The sequence below is a fragment of the Polyangium fumosum genome, from assembly GCF_005144585.1.
Classification (GTDB): domain Bacteria; phylum Myxococcota_A; class Polyangia; order Polyangiales; family Polyangiaceae; genus Polyangium; species Polyangium fumosum.
Map to the genome: position 1 here is coordinate 1 of NZ_SSMQ01000078.1, position 21,188 is coordinate 21,188.

At 68.8% G+C, this 21,188-nt stretch carries 23 protein-coding genes; 16 read left to right on the plus strand and 7 right to left on the minus strand.

Annotated features, from left to right (window positions below):
• Positions 1 to 149: 149 nt before the first annotated feature.
• From E8A74_RS43295 to E8A74_RS43305, 4 genes are all read right to left on the minus strand, one after another.
• A complete protein-coding gene (locus E8A74_RS43295) occupies positions 150 to 689 on the minus strand; it encodes an RNA polymerase sigma factor (RefSeq protein WP_136935011.1) in 540 nt (179 codons plus the stop codon).
• Positions 690 to 937: 248 nt separating this feature from the next.
• A complete protein-coding gene (locus tag E8A74_RS43300) occupies positions 938 to 1,267 on the minus strand; it encodes a four helix bundle protein (protein WP_136935012.1) in 330 nt (109 codons plus the stop codon).
• 67 nt (positions 1,268 to 1,334) lie between these two features.
• Positions 1,335 to 1,460, minus strand: coding sequence for a hypothetical protein (locus E8A74_RS55750; RefSeq protein WP_269749937.1), 126 nt, complete (start codon positions 1,458 to 1,460; stop codon positions 1,335 to 1,337).
• Between the two features lie 220 nt (positions 1,461 to 1,680).
• The gene (locus E8A74_RS43305; protein ID WP_170229826.1) at positions 1,681 to 2,691 is read right to left on the minus strand and encodes an AraC family transcriptional regulator; all 1,011 of its coding nucleotides are present in this window, start codon (positions 2,689 to 2,691) and stop codon (positions 1,681 to 1,683) included.
• 111 nt (positions 2,692 to 2,802) lie between these two features.
• Here E8A74_RS43305 and E8A74_RS43310 point away from each other — a divergent pair, with 111 nt between their 5' ends.
• Positions 2,803 to 4,101 (plus strand): monooxygenase, encoded by a 1,299-nt coding sequence (locus tag E8A74_RS43310; RefSeq protein WP_136935014.1) that lies wholly within the window; start codon positions 2,803 to 2,805, stop codon positions 4,099 to 4,101.
• 205 nt (positions 4,102 to 4,306) lie between these two features.
• Here E8A74_RS43310 and E8A74_RS43315 read toward each other — a convergent pair whose 3' ends face one another.
• Complete coding sequence (locus E8A74_RS43315) at positions 4,307 to 5,956, minus strand: CocE/NonD family hydrolase (protein WP_232380005.1); 1,650 nt, start codon at positions 5,954 to 5,956, stop codon at positions 4,307 to 4,309.
• Positions 5,957 to 6,061: 105 nt separating this feature from the next.
• Between E8A74_RS43315 and E8A74_RS43320 the strand changes: the two genes are divergently transcribed.
• The gene (locus E8A74_RS43320) at positions 6,062 to 7,384 is read left to right on the plus strand and encodes an arginine deiminase family protein (RefSeq protein WP_170229827.1); all 1,323 of its coding nucleotides are present in this window, start codon (positions 6,062 to 6,064) and stop codon (positions 7,382 to 7,384) included.
• A 79-nt stretch (positions 7,385 to 7,463) separates the two neighbouring features.
• On the opposite strand, the gene E8A74_RS43325 is transcribed toward E8A74_RS43320, so the two are convergent.
• Complete coding sequence (locus tag E8A74_RS43325; RefSeq protein ID WP_136935016.1) at positions 7,464 to 8,996, minus strand: mechanosensitive ion channel family protein; 1,533 nt, start codon at positions 8,994 to 8,996, stop codon at positions 7,464 to 7,466.
• Between the two features lie 44 nt (positions 8,997 to 9,040).
• On the opposite strand from E8A74_RS43325, the gene E8A74_RS43330 reads away from it, so the two are divergent.
• From E8A74_RS43330 to E8A74_RS43380, 11 genes are all read left to right on the plus strand, one after another.
• The gene (locus tag E8A74_RS43330) at positions 9,041 to 9,748 is read left to right on the plus strand and encodes an ATP-binding cassette domain-containing protein (RefSeq protein ID WP_136935017.1); all 708 of its coding nucleotides are present in this window, start codon (positions 9,041 to 9,043) and stop codon (positions 9,746 to 9,748) included.
• Positions 9,749 to 10,023: 275 nt separating this feature from the next.
• Positions 10,024 to 10,383: a ribosome hibernation-promoting factor, HPF/YfiA family gene (hpf, locus tag E8A74_RS43335; RefSeq protein WP_136935018.1), complete on the plus strand. Its 360-nt coding sequence runs from the start codon at positions 10,024 to 10,026 to the stop codon at positions 10,381 to 10,383.
• A 196-nt stretch (positions 10,384 to 10,579) separates the two neighbouring features.
• Positions 10,580 to 11,059: a PTS sugar transporter subunit IIA gene (locus E8A74_RS43340; RefSeq protein ID WP_136935019.1), complete on the plus strand. Its 480-nt coding sequence runs from the start codon at positions 10,580 to 10,582 to the stop codon at positions 11,057 to 11,059.
• On the plus strand, positions 11,056 to 12,075 hold the full coding sequence (hprK, locus tag E8A74_RS43345; protein WP_232380006.1) for an HPr(Ser) kinase/phosphatase: 1,020 nt from the start codon (positions 11,056 to 11,058) through the stop codon (positions 12,073 to 12,075). The genes E8A74_RS43340 and hprK overlap by 4 nt, the downstream gene beginning before the upstream one ends.
• Positions 12,072 to 13,073 carry an RNase adapter RapZ gene (rapZ, locus tag E8A74_RS43350; RefSeq protein WP_136935020.1) on the plus strand — a complete coding sequence of 334 codons (1,002 nt, stop codon included), beginning with the start codon at positions 12,072 to 12,074 and terminating at the stop codon, positions 13,071 to 13,073. Before hprK ends, rapZ begins: the two co-directional genes overlap by 4 nt.
• Positions 13,070 to 13,354 carry an HPr family phosphocarrier protein gene (locus tag E8A74_RS43355; protein ID WP_136935021.1) on the plus strand — a complete coding sequence of 95 codons (285 nt, stop codon included), beginning with the start codon at positions 13,070 to 13,072 and terminating at the stop codon, positions 13,352 to 13,354. The genes rapZ and E8A74_RS43355 overlap by 4 nt, the downstream gene beginning before the upstream one ends.
• Positions 13,351 to 15,126 (plus strand): phosphoenolpyruvate--protein phosphotransferase, encoded by a 1,776-nt coding sequence (ptsP, locus tag E8A74_RS43360; RefSeq protein WP_136935022.1) that lies wholly within the window; start codon positions 13,351 to 13,353, stop codon positions 15,124 to 15,126. The genes E8A74_RS43355 and ptsP overlap by 4 nt, the downstream gene beginning before the upstream one ends.
• Before the next feature lie 39 nt (positions 15,127 to 15,165).
• Positions 15,166 to 16,215: an alpha/beta fold hydrolase gene (locus E8A74_RS43365; protein ID WP_136935023.1), complete on the plus strand. Its 1,050-nt coding sequence runs from the start codon at positions 15,166 to 15,168 to the stop codon at positions 16,213 to 16,215.
• A 176-nt stretch (positions 16,216 to 16,391) separates the two neighbouring features.
• Positions 16,392 to 16,841 (plus strand): helix-turn-helix domain-containing protein, encoded by a 450-nt coding sequence (locus E8A74_RS43370; protein WP_136935024.1) that lies wholly within the window; start codon positions 16,392 to 16,394, stop codon positions 16,839 to 16,841.
• Positions 16,842 to 17,327: 486 nt separating this feature from the next.
• Positions 17,328 to 17,636, plus strand: coding sequence for a helix-turn-helix domain-containing protein (locus E8A74_RS53395; protein WP_269749938.1), 309 nt, complete (start codon positions 17,328 to 17,330; stop codon positions 17,634 to 17,636).
• 180 nt (positions 17,637 to 17,816) lie between these two features.
• The gene (locus tag E8A74_RS43380) at positions 17,817 to 18,326 is read left to right on the plus strand and encodes a helix-turn-helix domain-containing protein (protein WP_136935026.1); all 510 of its coding nucleotides are present in this window, start codon (positions 17,817 to 17,819) and stop codon (positions 18,324 to 18,326) included.
• 124 nt (positions 18,327 to 18,450) lie between these two features.
• On the opposite strand, the gene E8A74_RS43385 is transcribed toward E8A74_RS43380, so the two are convergent.
• Positions 18,451 to 20,082 (minus strand): Ppx/GppA phosphatase family protein, encoded by a 1,632-nt coding sequence (locus E8A74_RS43385; RefSeq protein ID WP_136935027.1) that lies wholly within the window; start codon positions 20,080 to 20,082, stop codon positions 18,451 to 18,453.
• Positions 20,083 to 20,132: 50 nt separating this feature from the next.
• On the opposite strand from E8A74_RS43385, the gene E8A74_RS43390 reads away from it, so the two are divergent.
• From E8A74_RS43390 to E8A74_RS53400, 3 genes are read left to right on the plus strand one after another with little or no spacing between them, the layout of a single operon-like run.
• Positions 20,133 to 20,642: a hypothetical protein gene (locus tag E8A74_RS43390; RefSeq protein ID WP_136935028.1), complete on the plus strand. Its 510-nt coding sequence runs from the start codon at positions 20,133 to 20,135 to the stop codon at positions 20,640 to 20,642.
• Entirely contained in the window at positions 20,639 to 20,905 is a 267-nt protein-coding gene (locus E8A74_RS43395) for a hypothetical protein (protein WP_136935029.1), read from the plus strand. Before E8A74_RS43390 ends, E8A74_RS43395 begins: the two co-directional genes overlap by 4 nt.
• Before the next feature lie 48 nt (positions 20,906 to 20,953).
• Positions 20,954 to 21,106, plus strand: a complete 153-nt coding sequence (locus E8A74_RS53400) for a hypothetical protein (protein WP_170229829.1) — start codon at positions 20,954 to 20,956, stop codon at positions 21,104 to 21,106.
• Positions 21,107 to 21,188: the final 82 nt, after the last annotated feature.

Below are 21,188 nucleotides of genomic sequence, written 5' to 3' on the forward strand. Positions count from 1 at the left end.
GGAATCCGCTGGAGGTTCAGTGTCCAGCACGCTCGCAAGAAGATGGGGCACGCATACCCACAGCCAGCGCATCCCGCGCTGCCCGTCGCAGCGTGAAACAGTCAAGACCCCTGTGTCGAGGAACTAGGGGGCGGGAGCGTCAGCGGGACTCACGCGAGCGCGAGCGTGTTCAGGTGCTTCCGGGCGAGGTGCAGGCGGCTGTAGACGGTTTTCGCGTTGAGGCCGAGCGAGGCAGCGATTTCCGTAATCGATTGGCCTTCCAGGTACGGCAGCACCGCGGCGCGGAGGCGGGAGCCGAGCTTCGCCAGGAATCGCTTGAGTCGGAACATCCCGTACGTCGCCTGCAAGAGCGTGTCCGGCGACGTCCCGTCCTCCTGCTCGGGGAGATCCTCCGCGAAACCAACGAGGACCTCACGCTCGTAGCGAAGGCGCTTTCGGTAATTGCGGGCATGGTTGAGCCCGATCACCAAGAGCCACGGCCGGGCCTGCTCCGGCGTGACCAGGCACGAGAGGCGACGCCAGACCGTGAAGAAAATATCTTGGAGGACATCCTCCACGTCGCGGGGAGGGACCGCCTGGCGGAGAAGAAGGCGGCGCAGGAAAGCGTGGTGTTCGAGGTAAAGACGGCCGAGCAAGGCGTGCGACGCCGAAAAGTTTGCCGGCGGAGGATGGACGAGTATCGTGACCATTAGCTCATGGCTCCGGGGACGACGGGGTTGTGGGTCAGACGCCGGTCGGTGTGGGTAGCACCGGCCGGCGTCGCTTGTTTGTCCCACGGACCGGGGGAAAACTCAACGCTAAAAGTGGGGATTGGTTCGTTGCCGGAGAAGCCACGATCCGCCGGGAATGGTGCGAGAGGTGTTGGAATGGGGGCCTTGATCCTGCCTCACCCCCAACCCCTCTCCCGTTCCGGAAGAGGGGCGAGGGAGGTTTCTTCTTACGAAGCGCGGCGGTAGACGAGGCGGGCGAGGGTGGCGATGATGTGGTTCATGCGGTCCAGCACGTCGGGATGGGGGCTTTCGATGTAGCGCATGGCCTGGGCGACTTGGACGCAGGCCATCACCTCTCGCGCCGATCCGAGGGCTGTGGAATAGCGCTGCCGTTTGTGTCCGGCGAGGCAACCCATGCCTTCCGCCACGTTCAGTGCCACGCTCTGCACGGCCCGCCTCATCTGCCGAGCCAGGTCTCTATCCTTCCGCTCAATCCGCTCTGCAATGCCTGCCGCGTCCCCTGCCATCATCAAAACGACATCATAAATCTTGAGCATAACGAACCCTCCGTCCGACGACCCATTCGCCGGGACCCTCGTCCCACACCGTCGCGCGGAGGCCTCTTCAAGGCTGCGCAGCACCGCGCGGAGTCGCCCGGAGCGCGAAGCGCGAGGACGACGAGCACGGCTTGGCCTTGAAGAGGCCGAGCACGACGGTAAGCTCGCCGTCCCCGAGCGGGATCCCCTGCATCCCGTTCCCCCTCGCACGTGCGCTTGCGCTTGCGTTTGCGTTTGCGCTTGCGTTTGCGTTTGCGCTTCCGCTTCCGCTCCCGCTCCCGCCCGCTTCCGCTTCCGCTCCCGCTTCCGCTCCAAGGCAAACGCTCCCTCGGAGGCCGCGCATGCTCCGGCTCCACGAACTTGCGATACTCGGCTGGCTCTGCCCGCGGGCTGCGGCTGGCGCTTGCGTGGTTTCAGGAGCGCCGCAGCACCGACGGCGTCCGGCCCGTGTGGCGCTTCAGGGCGCGGCGCAGCGAGCGCGCGTCCGACAAACCGATACGCTCGGCGATGTCGTCGAGATTGGCCCCAGGCCGCTGCAGGAGCTCCAGGGCCCGCTCGCACCGGACCTGCGAAAGGAGCGCGGAGAAGCGCGCCCCATCCTCGGCCAGGCGCCGCTGCAAGGTGCGGCCCGTCATCCCCAGACTCTGCGCCACGCGGTCGAGCGACGCCTCCTCGCCGCGCCAGAGCGCCTCTTGCAGGCCCTGCCGCACCAGGGCCGTGAGATCCGCCCCGCCCCGCGCTTCGATCACCGCCTCGGCCTGCCGCTGCAGGAACGCCCAAAGGCCCGCGTCAGCGCTCAGATTGCGGAGATCGAGCACGGACGCGGGGAAGACGATCTCCACGCGCGGCGCCCCGAAGCGTAGATCGCGCGTCCCCAGGAGCTCCACATGCGCGCTCGTGTCCGCGGGCGCGTGGTGTGGGAAGCTCACCTGGATGGCCTTGATGGCCACGCCTGTGAAGCGTCGGAGCAGCACGATGCTGGCGCCCACGCCCGCCTCGACGAAGTGGCGTGACGCGGGCGGATCGTGTGAGGCGCCGGTGCGCGTCAGGTGGACCCGGTCTTGCTCGTCGATGAATTGCCAGAGACTCGCCGGCCCGGTGAGCAGACGGCGGCTGTAATCGGTCCCGACCGCCAGGGCCTCGCGAACATGGGTCACGCTCATCCCCAGCAAGCCGGGGAGGGACATCCAGCTTGGCTCGGCCTCGCGGGCGAGATGAATGCCGAGGTTATCGTCCTCGCTCCGCGCGCAGATCTCCTCCACGACCTTGTGCGCTCCCTCCTTCGGGACCCTGGCCGTGAGGTCGTCGACCGCGGGCCGGCGCACGCCGTGGCGTGCGCAGAGCGCCGTGAGGTCCCGCTCGGACCAGCCGGTGCGCGCCGCGTGCCGCAGGAAGGGCGAGAGCAGGGTGGCGGGGCAGGTCACTGCGGCGGGCCCTTGGACCCAGGATGCGTCCTGTCGCGATCTGTCCGCAGGTTGTCGCATGGGGTCCTTGGATCATGACACATCGCCGCGGATGATCGCCACGTGGAGGACATGATGAAACGTCACAGCTTCGCAATCCCCTCGCTTCTCACGCTCGCCTGCTTCGCCGGCTGCGGCGATACCACCGAGGATCCACGAGGGACGCCGATCACGACCGGGCCGACGTATTACAAGGACATCGCTCCGCTGGTGGCCGAGCAATGCGCCGGCTGCCATCAGGAGGGCAGAATCGGGCAGTTTTCGCTGCTCGACGCGTCGATGGCGGCGCAGATGGCGCAAGCGATGGCGGCGGCCACCAAGGCCCGCACCATGCCGCCGATGCCGGTGAACAACGATGGCTCGTGCAATACATACAAGAACGCGCGGTGGCTGAGCGATGAGGAGATTTCCCTCTTCGAGCGCTGGGCGAGCGCGGGGGCGCCGCTGGGCGACGTGGCGGACGCGCCGCCGCCGCCCGTGGACGATAAACCCAAAATGACGGGAGAGGTGGCGGGGTTCGACCTCGGCGTGGACTACACGCCTCATCCGGCGGACGACCAGCCGGACGATTACCGTTGCTTCATCGTGGATCCGGGGCTCGCCACGGACGCGTTCATCACGGGGTATGACATCCAGCCGGGGGACGCGCGGGTGGTGCACCACGTGGCGCTCTTCGCGCTGCCGAACGCGGAGATCGAGGCGGGCGCGGCGGCGCTGGACGCGGCGGAGGAGGGGCCGGGGTACACGTGTTTTGGCGGCCCAGGGGTCCCGGCTTCGGTGCTCGGGGCGTGGGCCCCCGGGACCGGCGCGACGCTGTTTCCGGCAGGGACGGGGATCCGTTATGTCGGTGGGAGGAAGCTCGTGGTGCAGATGCACTACAACGTGCCGGCCACGGGCGGGCCGTTCACGGATCGGTCGACGATGAAGCTCCAGATCAGCAAGGATCCTGGGCTCACGCCGGCGCGTTTCCAGCCGATCCTGACGACCCAGATGTCGCTCCCGCCGGGGAATGCGCACGTGGAGGCCACGGCGGAGGTGCCGCTGTCGGCGCTGGCACAGAAACTCAACCTGCCTCCGTTCGAGGGGTTCAGGTTGTGGGGAATGCTCCCGCACATGCACCTGGCAGGGCGAACGCTGCGGTCGGAGGCGACGGCGCCGGGCGGGGCTTCGCAGTGCCTGATGGACGTGGATCGGTGGGATTTCCACTGGCAGGACGTGTGGTGGAACGAGACGCCCATCGATATCAGCGTGGAGAGCACGATCCGCCTGCGCTGCGGTTACGATACGCGGGGGCGGGTGCAGCCGACCGTGTACGGGGAGGGGACGAACGACGAGATGTGTCTGGGGGTGCTTTATGTGACGATGTACTGAGAAGGGAGCGCCGCGCCAGGGCCTGCCAGAGCAGCAGACGGATCGGGCGAGGGCTGCGCACCCGATGGAGGACCCTGTGCAAAGAACCTGTCGATCGCGCCCTTCGTCCTGCCTTTCGCCTCCCGAGCGGTACACAATCCGATTTCGCTTGCCGCTCCCGCTCCCGCTCATTCCTTCCCTGCGAATGTCGCACACGCCGCCAACGTCAGCCGAGCACCGAGAGCACGATCGCCGAGGGGCGCGCTGGATCGTGATGCACCGTCTGGTCCGCGGGGACGAGCCGCGTCGCGGTGGCGAGCGGCTCGCCGCTGCCGGGATTGCGGGCGAAGCGCGGGTGCGCGCCGCTCGAGACCTGCAGGCGAATGCGGTGGCCGCGGCGGAAGCGGTGCGCGGTGGGCCAGAGCTCGACGGTGATCGCCAGTGTCCCGTCGGGCCTCGGCGCGGGACGGCCGGGGACGAGGCGCAGGATGCCGTCGCAGAGGTTCACGGATCGGCCGGAAGGATCGACGTCGCAAAGGCGGACGAAGAAATCGGTGTGCGCGAGGCTCGATTGCACGAAGAGCTCGGCTGATACGGGGCCGATCACCTCGATGTGGCGGTCGAGCGGGGGGGTCGTGTAGGTCAATACGTCGCGCCGCGCTTCGAGGGCGCGGTTGTCCTGGGGTCCGCTCTCTTCATTGAGCAGGGCGCCGCCCACGGACGGGGTGGGGTCGGCGGGATCGTAGCGGTAATGGTCGGGCGGCGAGGCCGCGGGGGGATTCGGGGCGAGGCCGCGGTTCGGCTGGAGATGATAACGTTCGGTGCGGACGCCGGGCGGGGGCCAGCTCGGGTATTCACGCCATTCGTCCGCGCCCATCACGTAAATGCGCACGGGCGCCTCGCGCAAGCGGCTGCGATCGCCGAGCATGTGCGCGCGGAACCAGGCGAGCGACTCGCGAATGCTCTCCTTGAAGAGGGGCCTCGACGTATGGGACCAGGGGCCGATGGTGAGGTACGGCGTCTGGCCCGCCGCGACGAGCGCGGCGTAATCCCGGAGCTGCCAGGGCAGGAAGACATCGTAGAAGCCGCCGATGAAAAGCGCGGGCGCCGTCACCTCGGCCACGGCGGCGCTATGGTTCGCCGGCGTCCACCACGGATCGCCCGGGGCGTTGTGCTCGAGCCAGTCCTGGAAAAACCCGACCCGATGACCGAGGACCACCCGATCCGCCTCGGCGAGCGGCAGGTGCGCGAAGGCTCGTTTGAACGAGCGGCGCGCGGCGAGCCGGGCAAGAAGATGCTCGTGGAGAGGTTTTTCCTGGATATGGACGAGGTGCGTCCAGCGGAGCATGGCATCCAGCGAGAAGGTCTCGCCGGGATATTTGAAGTCGCGGAAATTGGAGAGCGTGATCTGGGGCGACATGGCCTTGAGCATGGAGCCCGCGTCGCGGGCGATCGCCCATTGCACGAAGCCGAGGTAGCTCGGTCCGAAGGTGGCGATCTCGCCCGAGAACCAGGGCTGCTCTTTCAGCCAGGCGAGGGTGGCGAGGCCGTCGTCCTTTTCGGTGCGGAAGGGGTCGAGCACGCCGCCGGAGCCGAAGGTGCCGCGGCAGCTCTGGACCAGGACCGAGAAGCCGCGTTCGGCGAAGGGCCGGCCGAGCATCACGCCGAGAGGGCCCGTGCGCCCATAGGGGGAGCGGACGAGGATGAGCGGGCGTTTTTTATCGTCGCGCGGAGCATGCCGATCGGCGAGGAGGACCGTGCCGTCGGGCATGGGCACCCGGAGATCACGCTCCACGACGATGTCGCGCGTCTCGGCGGGCGGCAGGTCGAGGAGCCATTCGAGGAGGTGGCTCGGGAGTGTCTTGAGGTCGTTCACGTCTCTCATGGAGACGCAGGGACGGGGAGAATGCAAGGCCATGGCTGGATTCGTTCGACGAGCCTCACGGGTAGGCTCGGTACGGCGCGTGCAACCCCCTCGGCCATGCGAACACATCGCGCACCGATACGCGATTTCTCCAGGCGATGGGCGTTCACCGTGGCCGCAGCCGCGTCTTTGCTGCTCGGCGGACATCTCTCGCGCGCGGAGCCCGCGGGCGCCTACGCGCACTGGCACGAGGCCACGCAGATCCTGGTGCATAGGCCCGGAGAGGAGGTGTTTCCAGGGCTCCTCCACCCCGCCGCGGCCTTGTTCGCGGATACCTTCAGCCTCGAGGGCGCGGCTCGGGAGCACCAGCAATTCGTGGCGACGCTGGAGACGCAAGGCGTGGACGAGGTGATCCACGTGGTCGACGTCCTGCTCGCCGGCACCGAGGATCCGGATGGGGAGGCTCGCCGGGCGCTCGCGAATCTTGCGAAACGAATGACGACCCTGGACGTCTCCAGCCTCGGCCCCGCGGATCGAGAAGCACAGCGGGCCTATTTCGAAGAGACCGTCGCGAAGATGGCCCCCGGGACGCTGGTACGAATGGTCCTCGAGCGCCCCACCGTGGGATTGGGGTACGGCCAATGCGGGGCCACCGAGCCGCGCACCTGCATCGTGGCCGAGTATCGCCAGAACCCCTTGATGAACCTCTACTTCGCGCGGGATCAGATGGTGACCACGGCCCGCGGCGTGGTGCTCGGCCGGATGGCAAACCCGCAGCGGGCCGCGGAGCGCGAGGTCATGAAATTCGTCCTCGCCAAGATGGGCATCGAGCCCATCTACGAGATCAGCCCGGACGCACGCATGGAGGGAGGGGATTTCTTCCCGGCCGGCGAGCGCGCGTTCATTGGCCAGGGGCTGCGGACCAACGCGGCGGCGATCCGAGAAATGCTGGATCACGATGTCTTCGGCGCGCCCGAGGTGATCGTCGTGAAGGACGCGTGGCAAGATCCCCGTGAAATGCACCTGGACACCTATTTCAACCTCCTCGACGCCGATCTCGCCTTGCTCGTGGCCGATCGCGACGTGCCCGACTGCGACGTGCACCAGCACGTGAAATGCCTGAAGGCCGACGTGTGGACCCGCAACGCGCAGGGCACCTACGACCTTGCACGCGAGAATGCAGACTTCGTGCGATTCCTAGGGGAGAAAGGGTTCCGCGTGATTCCCGTGTCCGTGGCGGATCAGGAGGCGTACGGAGTCAACGTCCTCACCATCGGCCCGCGGCGTATCGTCGGCGCAGACGGCGTCAGCGAGGCGTACAAGCGTGCCCTCGCCGCGTCCTCCGTGCAGGCAACCTGGGTGAGCTTCGACAACCTCAAGCGTGGTTATGGCTCCGCAGATTGCATCAGCCAGGTGCTCCGCCGGCGACCGCCGAAGTGACCGTGACGCGCGGCGCTTGCCAGCACGACCGTGTGCCCGAGCGCGGCGCGTGGGTGCTCGCGTTGCCTACCCCCCGCCCCTACGGCGCGCCAAGCTCGAAGAAATTACGGATCCGATTGAAGATATCCCGCTCCGCCTTCACGACCGACGGCCCCGCCTCGTTCACCGTGTCAATCCCCTGCCGCGCAGCCCGCAACTCCTCCGCCCGCTGCGCGAGCACCCCGGCGAGCTCCCGTGCGAGCTCGGGCCGCTTCTCGATCACCCGCTGAAACGGACCCTTCTCAAGCCGGAAGCACTCCACATCCGTCTCCGCGACCACAGTCGCGAGCCGCGGCGACCCCGTCAGCAACGACATCTCCCCAAAAAAGCTCCCGGGCCCCAGCTTCTTCACCGGCAACTCCCGCCCGTTCTCCGTCACGCGTACGAGCGCCGTCCCGTCCTCGATCAGATGCACACAATGATGCTCGGCATCCCCCTGGTGCGCGATGATCTCCCCGCGCGTGAACGGCGCATACTTGAGCTGCTCCGCAAGCTCGGTCCGCTCCGCATCCGAGAGCGCCTGAAACAGCGGCACCATTTCGATCAAATGCTTCCGCCTCGAAAGACGCTTCGCCGTCTTCTGCGCCGCGCGGCTCGCCTCCTCGGTCACCAGAACCGACGCCGCCGGAATGGCGAGATGCATCCCCGCGCGCTCCAGCGCGAAAAAGATACGCGTCCGGACATCGGAATCCGTCAACGCATCCATGTCGAGGTCCGTCAACCAGTACCGCAACGCATACCGCCCGTACGACTCGCCGAGGTCGACGAGCACGCAGCTCGGCGCGGGGTCCTCCGCGACATTCGGCACCTTGGCGTCTTTCACGGCGTCCCGCACCACGTCGATCACGTCCGAGGGCTGGTACCGGAAATCCACATTGAAATGGATCACGCGGCGCAAATGCGCGGGTTTGCCCTGGCGGCGACCGAACACGGTCACCTGGGATCGCATGAGCACGTTGTTCGGCACGAGCACCGTCTCCCCGTTGCCTGTCTCGATCACCGTGCATCGCCACCGGATCTCTGCGACGCGCCCGCTCACGTCGTTCACCTTGATGCGGTCGCCGACCTCGATGGAGCTGTCGAGCTGGAGCGCGAGGCCGCCGGCGACGTTGCCGATGACGTCCTGCAAGGAGAAGCCGAGGATCGCCGTGATCACGGCGCTCGTGGCGATGAGGCCCGAGAGGTTGATGCCCGCGCGGCTCATGATGCTCACCGCCGTGACGACCGAGAAGATCGCCACCATCACGTCCTCGACGATGCGCGGCGCGCGCAGGCGCAGGCGCGGGAGAATGACGTGGAAGAGCAGCACGGCCGCCGCGCCCACGAACGCGACGCCGCCGAACACGGCCGCCGGGATCCGGATCTCATCCACGAACGACGAGCCCGTCACCACGAGCGCCGCCGCTCCGAGGAGCGCGAGCACGTGCATCGACAAGAAGAAGCCGAGCGGCCGGAGCCGCGGCTCGCTCGACATGTCGAGCCGGCTCGCGATGAGCGCCATCACGAGCGCCGTGAGGAGCCAGAACGTGTGCGCGAGGAGCGCTTCCTTCCAGAGCGCGTAGAGGAAAGCCACGGGCGCACCCTACCAGCTCGCCGCTAAGCTCGCTGCTGCGCTCGATGTCGCTCCTCGCCTCCTCCCTCACCGTGCGCCTCTCGGGCCGCACGCTCCTGCACCGTGCTTCCCTCGAAGCGCGCCCCGGCGAGGTCGTCGCCGTCTTCGGTCCGAGCGGCGCCGGCAAGACCACGTTGTTCCGCGTGCTCGTCGGCGAGCTCGTGCCGCTCGAAGGAAAGGTCGTCCTCGCCGGCGAAGACGTCACGCGCTTGCCGCTGTACGAGCGTGCGCGCCGCGGCCTCGGCTACGTCCCGCAGACGCCGAGCGTCCTTCCCGATCTCTCGGTGCGCGACAACCTCGCCGTCTTCGATGGCCTCACCCGCCGCGCGCGCCCGTCCGATGCGCAGGGCGCGCTCGGGATCGCGCGCGAGCTCGGGCTCGATGGCCTGCTCGACATGCAGGCCGCTCGTCTCTCCGGCGGCGAGCGGCGGCGCCTCGAGATCACACGAGCGCTCACGGCCGCGCCCCGCGTCCTCGTTTGTGACGAGCCCTTCGCGGCCGTCGATCCGCTCGGCGCGACGCGGGTCGCCGAGCGTCTACGTGCCCTCGCCGACACGGGCGCCGCGGTCCTCGTCTCCGATCATCACGTCGACGCGGCGCTCTCCCTTTGCGACCGCGCCGTCCTCCTCCTCGACGGAGAGATCGCGCTCGAAGCTTCCCCCGAGGGGTTTCGTGCTCATCCGCTCGTGCAGTCTCGTTATGTCGCGACTTGACGACGGAAGCGTGCGTCAAGGGATTGTCCGGGCGGCATCGCGGGTTGCATCGAAGACATGCAGCGTCTCGGCAGCTCGATGAAAACGAGGCGTGGCCCGGCAAACGTAGCGGTCATGCAAGCTTCCACCGGATCGAGGTCCGGCATCGTTGCGACGCCCGAGGCGCATCTTATCGACGCGCGTTTGCTCGGCCTGCGGTGTTACCATGGCCGATGGCGGTTGTGACGAGCGCACCTCTGGTGCTTTGCCCCGGAAGGAAAGGAAGGAAGCCTTCGATGAACATCGCAATCACGTTCCGACACATGGTGGGCACGGACGCGGTGAAGCAGCACGCGCATGACAAGATCGCCAAGTTGCAAAGGTTCCTTCGTCAAGCCATGACCGCGCAGGTCACGTTGTCCGTCGAGGGCCTCGATCACATCGCCGATGTGCGGATCTCCTCGGGCAGCCAGCAATTCCACGCGACGGTCCGCAGCCAGGACATGTACGCCTCGATCGACAAGGTCATCGACAAGCTGGACCGCCAGATCGAAGCGGACAAGACGGCGAACATGGCGAGGAAGCGCGGCGGGACGAGCGCGGCCGAGTTCGCCGCCGAGGTCACCGAGGCCGCCGAAGGTCGCGCTCGCGACTGACGGCGAATTCCACGCTCTACGCCCTCGCCAGGCGAGCCTTTCCGTAGTAGGGCTCGGCCGTGCTTCTGCCGAGGCACGGGGGGGACAGGCAACGATCGATTCCACGGCGCAGCCGCGCCGCGCGGACGCCCCTCCGGCGGTCGCGCGGCGCAAAAGGCCGCGCACGCCCCGCTCTCCCAACCCCCCCGGCACGATCATGGGTGTTCTCGAGATCCTGAGCGCGGACCACGTCTCGGTGGCGAACGAGGCCGAGGGTGTCGTCCGCTCCAAGCCCGAGGCGCTGCGCCGCATCGCCGAGCTGCTCGCCCGCAACCTGATCCCCGCCACGCCGATCGCGGAGATCGAGCGCGTGCTCGTCGAGCGCGAGAAGCTCCAGTCGACCGGCGTGGGCGGCGGCGTGGCCATCCCCCATGGCGGGCTCGAAGGCCTCGATCGGCACGTGGGCGCGGTCCTGCTCTGCCCGCATCCGATCGACTTCGACGCGATCGACCGCGCGCCCGTGAGCATCCTCTTCGCCGTCGTCGGTCCGAAGCGCGCCGCAGGCGAGCACCTGAAGACCTTGGCGCGTGTCTCGCGCCTGCTCCGCGACGACGAGTTCCGCAAGCGCCTGCTGCTCGCGCCGAGCGGCGCCGACGCCTTCACGATCATCGCCGCCGAGGAGGGCCGGGGCCCGTGACCGACGAGGTCCCGCGAAGCGTGCCCGTCCCGCGCCCATCGATGAGCGTGCGCGCGCTCCTCGCCGATCCCGGGCTCGGCGTGAAGCTCGATCTCATCGCGGGCGAGGCGGGCCTCGATCGGATCATCGAGTCGACGCGCATCCAGAAGTCGGGCCTCGCGCTCGTGGGGCACTTCCACGGCATCACGTCGTCGCGCATCCAGATCTTCGGCCAGACCGAGCTCTCGTTCCTGCACACGCTCGATGTCGAGGACCGCGCGAAGAAGCTTCGTGATCTCTTCGCGCGCGACCTGTGTTGCGTCATCATCACGCGGGACGCGCGCGCCGAAGGCGAGTCGTCCGCGGAGGCCGGCTTCCCCGCGGTGCCGGAGCTCGTGGCCGCGGCCGAGGCGTCCGGGACGCCGCTGCTCCGCTCGGCGGATCGATCGAGCGTGACCATCACGGCGCTGCACGCGCTGCTCGACGACAGGCTCGCGCCGCGCGTGCGCATGCACGGCGTGCTCGTCGACGTCTTCGGCGTGGGCGTGCTCCTCACGGGTCCGAGCGCGATCGGCAAGAGCGAGTGCGCGCTCGACCTCGTGATGCGGGGACATCGCCTCATCGCCGACGACGTCGTCGAGTGCGACTTCCGCCCGCCGGGCATGGTCTTCGGCATGGCCGCGCACCTGCTCCGCCACCACCTGGAGGTGCGCGGGCTCGGCATCCTCAACGTGAAGGATCTCTTCGGCGTGACGGCGATCCGCGAGCGCAAGCGCATCGACGTGCTGATCAAGCTCGTCGAGTGGTCGAAGGACGTCGAGTACGATCGGCTCGGCCTCGAAGACCGGTACCACACGATCCTCGGCGTGAAGGTGCGCGAGCTCGTGATCCCGGTGCGGCCGGGGCGCGACATGTCGACGATCCTCGAGGTCGCGGCGCGGAACGAGTTGCTCAAGAACGCAGGGCACCACGCCGCGCGCGAGTTCTTCGGCAACCTCGAAGGCGCGTTGCTGAGCGGAAAGGGGCGAGATCGATGAGCGACAAGAGCCGCGTCGTCGTGGTCACCGGGCTCTCGGGGGCCGGCAAGTCCACCGCGATCAACGCCCTGGAAGACCTCGGCTACTTCTGCGTCGACAACCTCCCGACGTCCCTCGTGCCCGCCACGATCGAGGTCTGCGAGGCCGGCGGCATCCGTCGCATCGGCCTCGGCATCGACGTGCGCGCCTTCGCCTTCCTCGACGGCGCCGCGCCCACGCTCTCGCGCATCGCCGAGGGGCGCGACATGGCCATCCTCTTCCTCGACGCGACCGACGAGGCGCTGCTCCGCCGCTTCAACGAGACCCGAAGGCCCCACCCGCTCTCGGCCGCCGCCTCGCGCGCGTCCGGCAGCTCCGGCGGCCTCGCCGTGCTCGACGGCGTGCACCTCGAGCGCGAGCGCCTCGCCCCGCTGCGCGCGCTCGCCACGATCGACCTCGACACGACGCGCCTCAGCGTGCACGAGCTGCGGCGCCAGATCATCGCGCACCTCGGGCCGGGCAAGGCCGAGGCGCCGCGCATGAGGACGAGGTTCGTCTCGTTCGGCTTCAAGTTCGGCGTCCCGGTCGACGCGGATCTGATCTTCGACGTGCGGTTCCTCGACAACCCGCATTTCGTCCCGGAGCTACGGCGGCTGCCCGGGAGCCACCCCGCGGTGCGCGATTTCGTCTTGCAGAGCCCCGAGGCGTCCGAGCTGCTCGAAAAGATCGGCTCGCTCCTCGAATTCTCGCTCCCGCGGTACGAGCGGGAAGGGAAGAGCTACCTGACCATCGGCATCGGCTGCACCGGTGGGCGCCATCGATCGGTGGCGCTCGCCGAGGTTTTGGCTGACAATCTACGAAGGAAGGTGGAGCTACCCATCTCGGTCGTGCATCGTGACGTCGGCAGAGCGGAGCACACCGCGCCGCTCGAGCCCGATCCACAATTGCTCGAGCGGAGCGCGACCGAAGGGGCGGAGGGGGCGCCGCGCTCCCCCGACGGCGGAGGGAGCAAGACGTGAGCAACGCGAGCGCGACGGGGCGGTTCACGATCGTCAACGCGCGCGGCTTGCACGCGCGGGCGGCCACGAAGCTCGTGCAGCTCGCCGGCAAGTACCCGTGCGAGGTCACGATCGCAGGGCCCGACGGGCAGGAAGCGAACGCGAAGAGCGTGATGGGCGTGCTCCTGCTCTGCGGCGGCGTCGGTACCGTGATCGAAGTGAAGGCGCGCGGCGAGGGCTCGGCACAGGCTGTTGCGGCGATCGGCACGCTCATCGCCGATCGCTTCGGAGAGCCTGAATGAGCGTGGAGCCCCCCTCGAAAGCGACCGAGGTGCTCCGCGGCATCGCGGGTTCGCCGGGCGTCGCGATCGGCAAGGTCGTCGTCTTCGGGCAGAGCCGCGCGCACTGCCCGCGACGCACGATCGGCCCGGGGGAGATCGACGCCGAGGTCGTGCGCTTCGAGGAGGCCGTCGCGCGCGCGCAGCGCGACCTGCGCGAGATGTCGCAGCGCCTCACCGAGCGCAGCGCAGAGGCCTCCATCCTCGAAGCGTACGTGCTCATGACCGGCGACCCCGTGCTCGCCGAGGCCGTGCGTCACCAGATCCAGAAGGAGAAGCGCGCCGCCGAGTGGGCCGTGGCCGAGGCGTCCGACGTGATCGCCAAGCGGCTCGGGGCGCTCGATGATCCGTACCTGAGCGAGCGCAGCCACGACGTGCTCTTCATCGGCGATCGTATCCTGCGCGCGTTCGGCACGACCGCGCCCGAGCAGCAGAACCTCCGCCTCGATGGGCCCTCGATCGTCGTCGCGCACGACCTCTCGCCCGCGGACACGGCGGCGATGATCAACCAGCCCGTCGTCGGTTTCGTGACCGAGGTCGGCACGCGGACGAGCCACACCGCGATCATGGCGCGCGCGCTGGAGATCCCCGCCGTCGTCGGCGTGACCGACGCGCTCAAGCGGATCTCGGGGGGTGATCTCGTCGTCGTCGACGGCCTGCGCGGCAGCGTCCTCGTGGGGCCGCAGCCGCGCGAGCTCGACGAGGCGCGCGCCCGCGGCGAGCGGCACACCGCGCTCTCGCGGGAGCTCTCCGTCTCGCGGGATCGGGAAGCGACGACCCAGGACGGCGTGCGCGTCACGCTGCGCGCGAACGTCGAGCTCCCGGCCGAGGCCATCCTGGCGCGTGATCACGGCGCCGAGGGCATCGGCCTCTACCGCACCGAGTTTCTCTACATCGATCGATCGCTACCGCCGACCGAGGATCAGCAGTTCGAGATCTTCCGCGCCGTCGTGGAGACGATGCGGCCGATGCCCGTCACGCTGCGCACCTTCGACATCGGCGGCGACAAGTTCATCTCGAGCCTCAAGCTCCCGCCCGAGATGAACCCGATGCTGGGCCTGCGCGCTGTGCGCCTCGCGCTCTCGCAACCCGAGGTCTTCCTCGAACACCTGCGTGCGATGGTCCGCGCGAGCGCGTATGGCGAGGTGAAGATCATGATCCCCATGATCGCGAGCCTCTCCGAGCTCCGGCAGGTGCGCGTCCTCCTGGAGCAGGCGATCGAGCAGGTGAAGGCGCGGGGCTTGCCCTGCGCGGACGAGATCCCGCTCGGGATCATGGTCGAGGTGCCGGCGGCCGCGGTGCTCGTGGATCTCTTCGCCCAGGAGGCGAGCTTCATGAGCCTCGGGACGAACGACCTCGTGCAGTACACGCTCGCCGTCGATCGCACGAGCCGCTCGCTCGCCTACCTCGCGTCGTCCTTCGATCCGGCGATCCTGCGGCTCATCCGCAGCGTCGTACGCGCGGGCGAGGGCTGGTCGTGTCCCGTCTCGATCTGCGGCGCGATGGCGAGTGATCCGCTCGCCGCGGTCCTGCTCGTGGGCCTCGGCATGCGGGACTTCTCGATGGAGGCGGCCGCGATCCCCGAGATCAAGGAGGCGTTGCGGCGCGTGACGCTCGTCGAGGCCGAGGCCGTCGCGCGGGAGGCCTTACGCTTCGGCACCTCGGACGAGGTCGAGCACTGTGTGGCGGAGGCGTTTGCGCCTCGCCTCTATGATCTTCTCACCGGCGAGCGTTGAAGGCATCCTCTCCTCTGGTCCGAAAAACCCGAGGAGCTCATGACCGCCATCACCTCGATCAAGATCCAGACGTCTCGCCTTCGCACGCACGTGCTCGTCAGCGGGCCTCAAGACGGCGTGCCCGTCCTGTTCATCCACGGCAACTGCTCCTCCGCTCGTTTCTTCGAGCAGACGATGGCCGCGCTCCCTGCGGGCTTCCGCGCCCTCGCGGCGGATCTCCGCGGCTACGGCGACTCGGAGCCCGCGCCCATCGACGCGACCCGCGGCCTGCGTGATTTCTCGGACGACCTCGCGGCGCTGCTCCGGAGCGCCGAGCTCGGCCTGAAGGGCCCGGTGCACGTCGTGGGCTGGTCGGTCGGCGGCGGCGTCGCGATGCAGCTCGCGATCGATCACCCCGATCTCGTCGGAAAGATCGTCCTCGAAGCGCCGATGGCGCCGTACGGATTCGGCGGGACGAAGGGTACGAGCGGCGAGCCGTGTTTCGCGGACTTCGCGGGCTCGGGCGGCGGCACGGCGAACCCCGACTTCGCGCGGCGGTTGAAGGAGCGCGACGCGTCCGAGGAGAGCGCGACCTCGCCGCGCAAGGTCATGAACGAGTTCTACTTCAAGCCGCCGTTCCGCGTGGAGAAGGAGCGCGAGGAGCTCTTCCTCGCGGAGGTCCTGAAGATGGTCGTCGACGACGCGCACTATCCCGGCGACACGACCACGTCCTCGAACTGGCCCGGCGTCGCGCCCGGCACGCTCGGCGTGAACAACGCGCTCGCGCCGAAGTACGTGAACCTTTCGGGGTTCGCGAAGATCTCGCCGAAGCACGATGTGTTGTGGATCCGCGGCGACGGGGATCAGATCGTCAGCGACACGTCGCTCTTCGACTTCGGGTTCCTCGGCAAGCTCGGCGCGATCCCGGGTTGGCCCGGCGACGACGTCTATCCGGCGCAGCCCATGGTCGCGCAGACGCGCGCCGTGCTCGACGCCTACAAGACGAACGGCGGCAGCTACCGGGAAGAGGTCCTGCCGAACGTCGGACATTCGCCGCACATCGAGGCGCACGACACGTTCGTCGCCGAGATCGTGCGCTTCTTCGGCTGACCGGCGGGCCCGAGGGGGGGGAGGGCTCTCTCGGCGTCTCCGGATCGTCTGTTAAAAAATGAGGTTAGGGCCTGAAAAACCCGGCGACGGACCAACCTCGCGCAAACCGTGCTTGGGTTTTTCGATCGCACGTGCACGTGGCCCCGCAGAACGTGTTAGGTTTGTCGCGGGTCAGGATGAAGCGCACGTCGAGGGAAACGCAGGCGCAGGGATCGAAGACGCGGGCGGCGGCTCGCGAGCGCGCGGACAACACGAGCGGGCTGCCGGAGCCTTACGCGGGCAAGCTCGGCGCGCGGATGCGTGATCTCCGGCTCGAGCGAGGTCTGTCGCTCGCGAGCTTGCGCGAGGCGGGTGGCCTGACGCCGAGCCAGATGTCGAGCGCGGAGCGCGGGCGCGTGCGGGTCACGATGGGCACGGTCGTCGCGGTGGCGCGAGCGCTCGACGTGCCGCCGTTCGTGCTCTTGGCGTTTCCCGACGAGGATCCGCTCTCGGCCGTGCTGGAGGAGATCCGGCAGGCGTACGGCGGCGATATGCGGCGCGTGAGCGCGGTGATCGAGGAGCGCACGAGCGGCCTTCTCGGCAAGAAGCGCGGGCGCGGCGCGACGAAGCGCTCGCTCCACGAGTAGAGCGAAAAGTCAAGACAATCATGTCGGGGCCGTACCGAGGCCTCCCTGTCGGCGGTGGGGTGGTGTCGCGTGTGACCGGTCCGCGTGAGGGCGGCTTGCCCTGACAACCGTCCGGGTGCGCCGGGTGCGCGGGGGGCTCGGCGCGGGTTTGTCCAGGGATCCCGCGTGTTTCGGCGCGTCCGCCGGGGCGTCCGGGGTGCGCCCTCGTGTTTGCTGTGTCGAACTCGGATTTCGTCTCCTGAAATGAATGGCCCCCACGTCGATTTTGGGGCGTTCGAAAATGCTTTCGAACATTGGGAACGGCCGCCCGGCATGGTAAGTGGTTTGGCCTGGATGAACCCATTGGTTCGCTACGGCGAACCTTCGAAGCCTGCAACGAGCGGTCGATGGTCGATCGCATGCTTGGCAGGAAAAACGGTTTCGAGGTGCAATCCCGTGCCTACACGTCGTGTCCCGGACCCGCTCGCCGCTCACATCGGTGCTCGAATGCGCGAGCTGCGGCGCGAGAAGGGAATGTCACTCTCTCAATTCGCGAAGGCGAGCGGTCTCTCCAAGGGCCACGCCTCGAACCTGGAGAATGGGCTCGCGCTCATGAGCGTCGGCACGGTGTTCGCCGTGGCCCGGGCGCTCGGCGTGCCGCCGTTCCTCTTGTGCATGCGGGAGGAGGACGAATCCTTCGCCGCGTGCCTCGATAAGATCCTCCGCGAGGAGGGCGGCGACGTGGGCCGCGCGGCCGTGCGGCTGCGCGAGCTCTTCTTCGGCAGGTCGGCCGGGCCGGGGAGGGGACAAGGGTAGGGCCGCGAATGCAGGCGCGGGTTGTCGGGACATGCGCGTTCTACGGGGACGTTGTACCGGGCGAGGACGACATGGTAGAGTTCGTCCCACACGAACACGGCCAAGACGAACCGCCGCGTTTCGTCCGGATCTTCTCCGCGTCTCCGGTACGCCGGGGCGCATGTTCGAGGTGGAAAAACCATGCCCCGTCGTCCGACTCCCGAGCCCGTCGCCGCCAAGGTAGGGGCCCGAATCCGTGATCTGCGCCAGGAGCGCGGCATGTCGCTCGCGGCCCTCGCCGACGAGAGTGGTCTGTCCAAGGGGCACATGTCGAGCGTGGAGCGCGGGCTCGTTCTGATCACGGTCGGGACCGTGGTCTCCGCCGCGAAGGCGCTCGGCGTCCCGCCCTTCGTGCTCCTCATGTTCCCCGAGGAAGAGCCGCTCGCCGCGGTGGTCGAGCACGTGCGCGCCAGCGAAGGCGGCGACACCGACAAGGCCGCCGCCGCGCTGCGCAAGCTCGTCTTCGGGCCAAACGGTCGCCCGCCGAAGACGGCCACGCCGGCGAAAAACGCCGCGGCGAAGGCGACGCCCGTCAAGGCGACGCCCGCAAAAGCCGCGGCCAAGGCCGCTCCCGCGAAGGCCGCCGCCGCTGCCGCACCGGCTCCGGCCGCCACGCCGGCGCCCGCTGCAAAGGGTCGCCGCAAGCGCTGAACGCCCGGACAACCTCCGCGTCGCGCGCCAAACCCGCGCGGACGGGGGTTTGGGGGCGTCCCTCGGTTCGCCCGAGGTTACGCCCCCGCGTGCCCAAGGGTTCTTCCCGTAACACCCGTTTCGGTCAGCTTCGTGGCGTCGGAATCGGCGTCTTCCGCGAGGCGGGCGGCACCGTCGTCGGCGTCCGCGACGCGCCCGTGGCCGCGTCCACGATGCGCACGTCGAGCCCGAGCGCGTCCTTCAACATTCCGCACTTCGCCCCGACGGTCCACTCTTCGAGCGATCGGTCCTCCGTGCCCGAGAGCTCGAGCACCAGCGTGTCGCCCTCGATGCGCCCGCTGACGCCGGCGACCTTGGCCCGGTGCTCCCGATCGAGCGCGTCCGCGACCCGCAGGATCGCGGCCATCGCCTTGACCTTCGCCCGATCCTCGCGCGAGAGCGTGCGGAAGTTGTCGTGGTCGAGCTGCGGCGGGCTCTTTCGGTGGTAGCGCGCCACGTTGGCCACGATCTCGCGCTCCGGGGGCGAGAGGCCCATCAGGTCGGCGTGCACGATGAGGTAGTAGCTGTGCTTGTGGTGGCCCTCGTACCGCACGAAGTCGCCGACGTCGTGCAGCAGCGCCGCTGCGTGGAGGAGGATGCGGTCGCGCGGGCTCATGCGGTGGCGCGCGGAGAGCTCGTCGAAGAGGCGCGTCGCGAAGCGCGCCACGAGCATGCCGTGCGCCTCGTCGAAGTGGTAGCGGCGCCCGAGCCGGAGGCACGCCTCGCTCACCGCAGCCGCCTCGCCGCCGAAATCACGCGGCACGAAGTGCTGGCGCGCGAGGTCGACGAGCACGCCTTCCTTGAGCCCCACGCCCGGCGCCGTGATCGATTCGCGCCCAAAGGCCTCGGCGACCCGGCAGAGCACGGTCGCCGCGGGGACGATCGTGTCGGCGCGATCGGGCCGGAGGCCGTACGCGATCACGCGCTCGTCCACGCTCTTCGCCGAGAGCTCGTCGAGCAGCCGGCGCATCGCGCGGACCTCGATCGCGCGTCCCTCGGGGAAGGCGATCGGCATCGGGCAGAGGTCGGCGAGCGTCTCGATGTTGCCGCCCGTGCCGATGACGACGTCGACGGGCCCGTCGGAGGCGTCCTCGATCTCGCGGAAGGCGTCGGCGCAGACGCGGTCGACGTACTCTTCGAGGAGCTTTCGGTGGCCCATGTCGATCGGCCCGCGTCCTTCGAGGAAGGCTTCGAGCAGGCGGACGGTCCCGACGGGCAAGGAGCGCGAGTAGACGGGGAGGCGGCCTTCGAGCAGCGTGAGCTCCGTCGAGCCGCCGCCGATGTCGACGAGGAGCGAGCGACGCTGGCTCATGGGGATGCGCTCGACGACGGCGAGCTGCACGAGGCGCGCTTCCTCGACGCCCTCGATGATCTCCACGTGCACGCGGCTCTCGCGCTCGGCGCGCTCGACGAAGAGGTCGCCGTTTTGCGCCTCCCGCGCGGCGCTCGTGGCGACGGCGCGGTAGCGCTCGACCTTCGCCGCGTCCATGGCCGCGCGGAAGCGCTTCAGCGCCTCGCAGGCCGCGCCGATGACGCCGTTTTCGAGGCGGCCTTTCGTGAAGACGTCGTGCCCGAGCCGCACCGGGGCGCGGTCGACGAGCACGTCGCGGAAGGGGTAAAACCGGGGTCCGTCGTCCGTGATCAGAGGCGGGTCCACGTCGACCACGCGAAGCCGGATGGCGTTGGACCCGATGTCGATCGCCGCGAGGCGAGCCATGGCGGGAGAAGTAGCGGAGCGGGGCCTGGTTGGCTACTCTCATGGCGCTCATGGCTACCGTCTTGCGAAAGCTCTTGCCGATTGTCGCGACCGCCGCCCTCGGCGCGGCCGCCCTCGGATGCGGACCCGAGCCGGTCCGCGCGCCGAACCCCACGAGGACCCTCGATGAGCGCCGTGCGCTCGAGGTCATCCGTCGCGCCGTCGCCCAGGAAGGTGTGCAGCCCGCGCCGGCCCGCGAGGTCGAGCTGCGCAGCGGCAAGGCGCTCCGCGTCGACGTGAGCGTCGACGGCCACGAGTACGGGATCGCGTACATCTCCGACGAGGACCTCGACAAGCTCGGCGACGCCATCAAGCCGCCGAACGGAGCCGACGAAAAGCTCCGGCTGGAGCGCGTCGGCCCCGAGGGCGAGGTCCGCATCGTGCTGCTCTACCAGGCGAACTACCGCTACGACGACCTCGCCGGCGAGTCCCACGAGCTCACGACGATCACCGCCGAGCGCACGCTGACGCGTGACGTGCGCGACTTCATCACGTACGCGAAGACCAAGAAGTTCAAGTGAGCCTCGGCGACAAGATCTCCACGCTGGTGCAGAGCGAGTCCGAGCGCGCTGCGGGGCCGCGGCGCGCGCTCCTCGTGGCGAGCACCGCGCTTCTCGTCGGGCTCGGGCTCGTGGGGCTGCGCCCGAGTGACCCGAACGATACGAACCTCATCGACCTGGGCATGGTCCTGACGCTGCTGGCGCTCTTCCTCCTCATCGGCGCCATTCATACGTACGGGCGCCTCGGGCCCGACGAAGGCGAGAAGGGCAGCCGGGGCGGCTGACGCTCGACGGACTTGCGAAGAAAGCGCGCTTGGACCAGCATCGCGCGCATGCATCGTCCCAGCCGCCAGCACCAGCACCTGCTCGAGAAGATCGCCCGCAAGGAGTCCCGCGCCAAGGTGAACAACCGCAAGCCCGGTACGCGCCTGAAGCAGTGGAAGAAGTGGGCCGAGGCCTACAAGGCCCTCACCGCGCAGGCGTAGTCTTCGCGAGAAATACGCTCCCTTCCCGCATTCATCCCCACCGCATCGTCGCGAGGCCGTTGCAACGAGGTCACTCGTCGTT

Bases quoted from the DNA above. Each gene is read 5' to 3' on its own strand.
- E8A74_RS43295 (WP_136935011.1), bottom strand. From the start codon at position 689: ATGGTCACGATACTCGTCCATCCTCCGCCGGCAAACTTTTCGGCGTCG.
- hpf (WP_136935018.1), top strand. From the start codon at position 10,024: ATGAACATCGCAATCACGTTCCGACACATGGTGGGCACGGACGCGGTG.
- E8A74_RS53400 (WP_170229829.1), top strand. From the start codon at position 20,954: ATGCATCGTCCCAGCCGCCAGCACCAGCACCTGCTCGAGAAGATCGCC.
- E8A74_RS55750 (WP_269749937.1), bottom strand. From the start codon at position 1,460: ATGCAGGGGATCCCGCTCGGGGACGGCGAGCTTACCGTCGTGCTCGGC.
- rapZ (WP_136935020.1), top strand. From the start codon at position 12,072: ATGAGCGACAAGAGCCGCGTCGTCGTGGTCACCGGGCTCTCGGGGGCC.
- E8A74_RS43310 (WP_136935014.1), top strand. From the start codon at position 2,803: ATGATGAAACGTCACAGCTTCGCAATCCCCTCGCTTCTCACGCTCGCC.
- E8A74_RS43380 (WP_136935026.1), top strand. From the start codon at position 17,817: ATGCCCCGTCGTCCGACTCCCGAGCCCGTCGCCGCCAAGGTAGGGGCC.
- E8A74_RS43390 (WP_136935028.1), top strand. From the start codon at position 20,133: ATGGCTACCGTCTTGCGAAAGCTCTTGCCGATTGTCGCGACCGCCGCC.
- ptsP (WP_136935022.1), top strand. From the start codon at position 13,351: ATGAGCGTGGAGCCCCCCTCGAAAGCGACCGAGGTGCTCCGCGGCATC.
- E8A74_RS43365 (WP_136935023.1), top strand. From the start codon at position 15,166: ATGACCGCCATCACCTCGATCAAGATCCAGACGTCTCGCCTTCGCACG.
- E8A74_RS43330 (WP_136935017.1), top strand. From the start codon at position 9,041: ATGTCGCTCCTCGCCTCCTCCCTCACCGTGCGCCTCTCGGGCCGCACG.
- E8A74_RS43320 (WP_170229827.1), top strand. From the start codon at position 6,062: ATGCGAACACATCGCGCACCGATACGCGATTTCTCCAGGCGATGGGCG.
- E8A74_RS43385 (WP_136935027.1), bottom strand. From the start codon at position 20,082: ATGGCTCGCCTCGCGGCGATCGACATCGGGTCCAACGCCATCCGGCTT.
- E8A74_RS43340 (WP_136935019.1), top strand. From the start codon at position 10,580: ATGGGTGTTCTCGAGATCCTGAGCGCGGACCACGTCTCGGTGGCGAAC.
- E8A74_RS53395 (WP_269749938.1), top strand. From the start codon at position 17,328: ATGCGCGAGCTGCGGCGCGAGAAGGGAATGTCACTCTCTCAATTCGCG.
- E8A74_RS43370 (WP_136935024.1), top strand. From the start codon at position 16,392: ATGAAGCGCACGTCGAGGGAAACGCAGGCGCAGGGATCGAAGACGCGG.
- E8A74_RS43300 (WP_136935012.1), bottom strand. From the start codon at position 1,267: ATGCTCAAGATTTATGATGTCGTTTTGATGATGGCAGGGGACGCGGCA.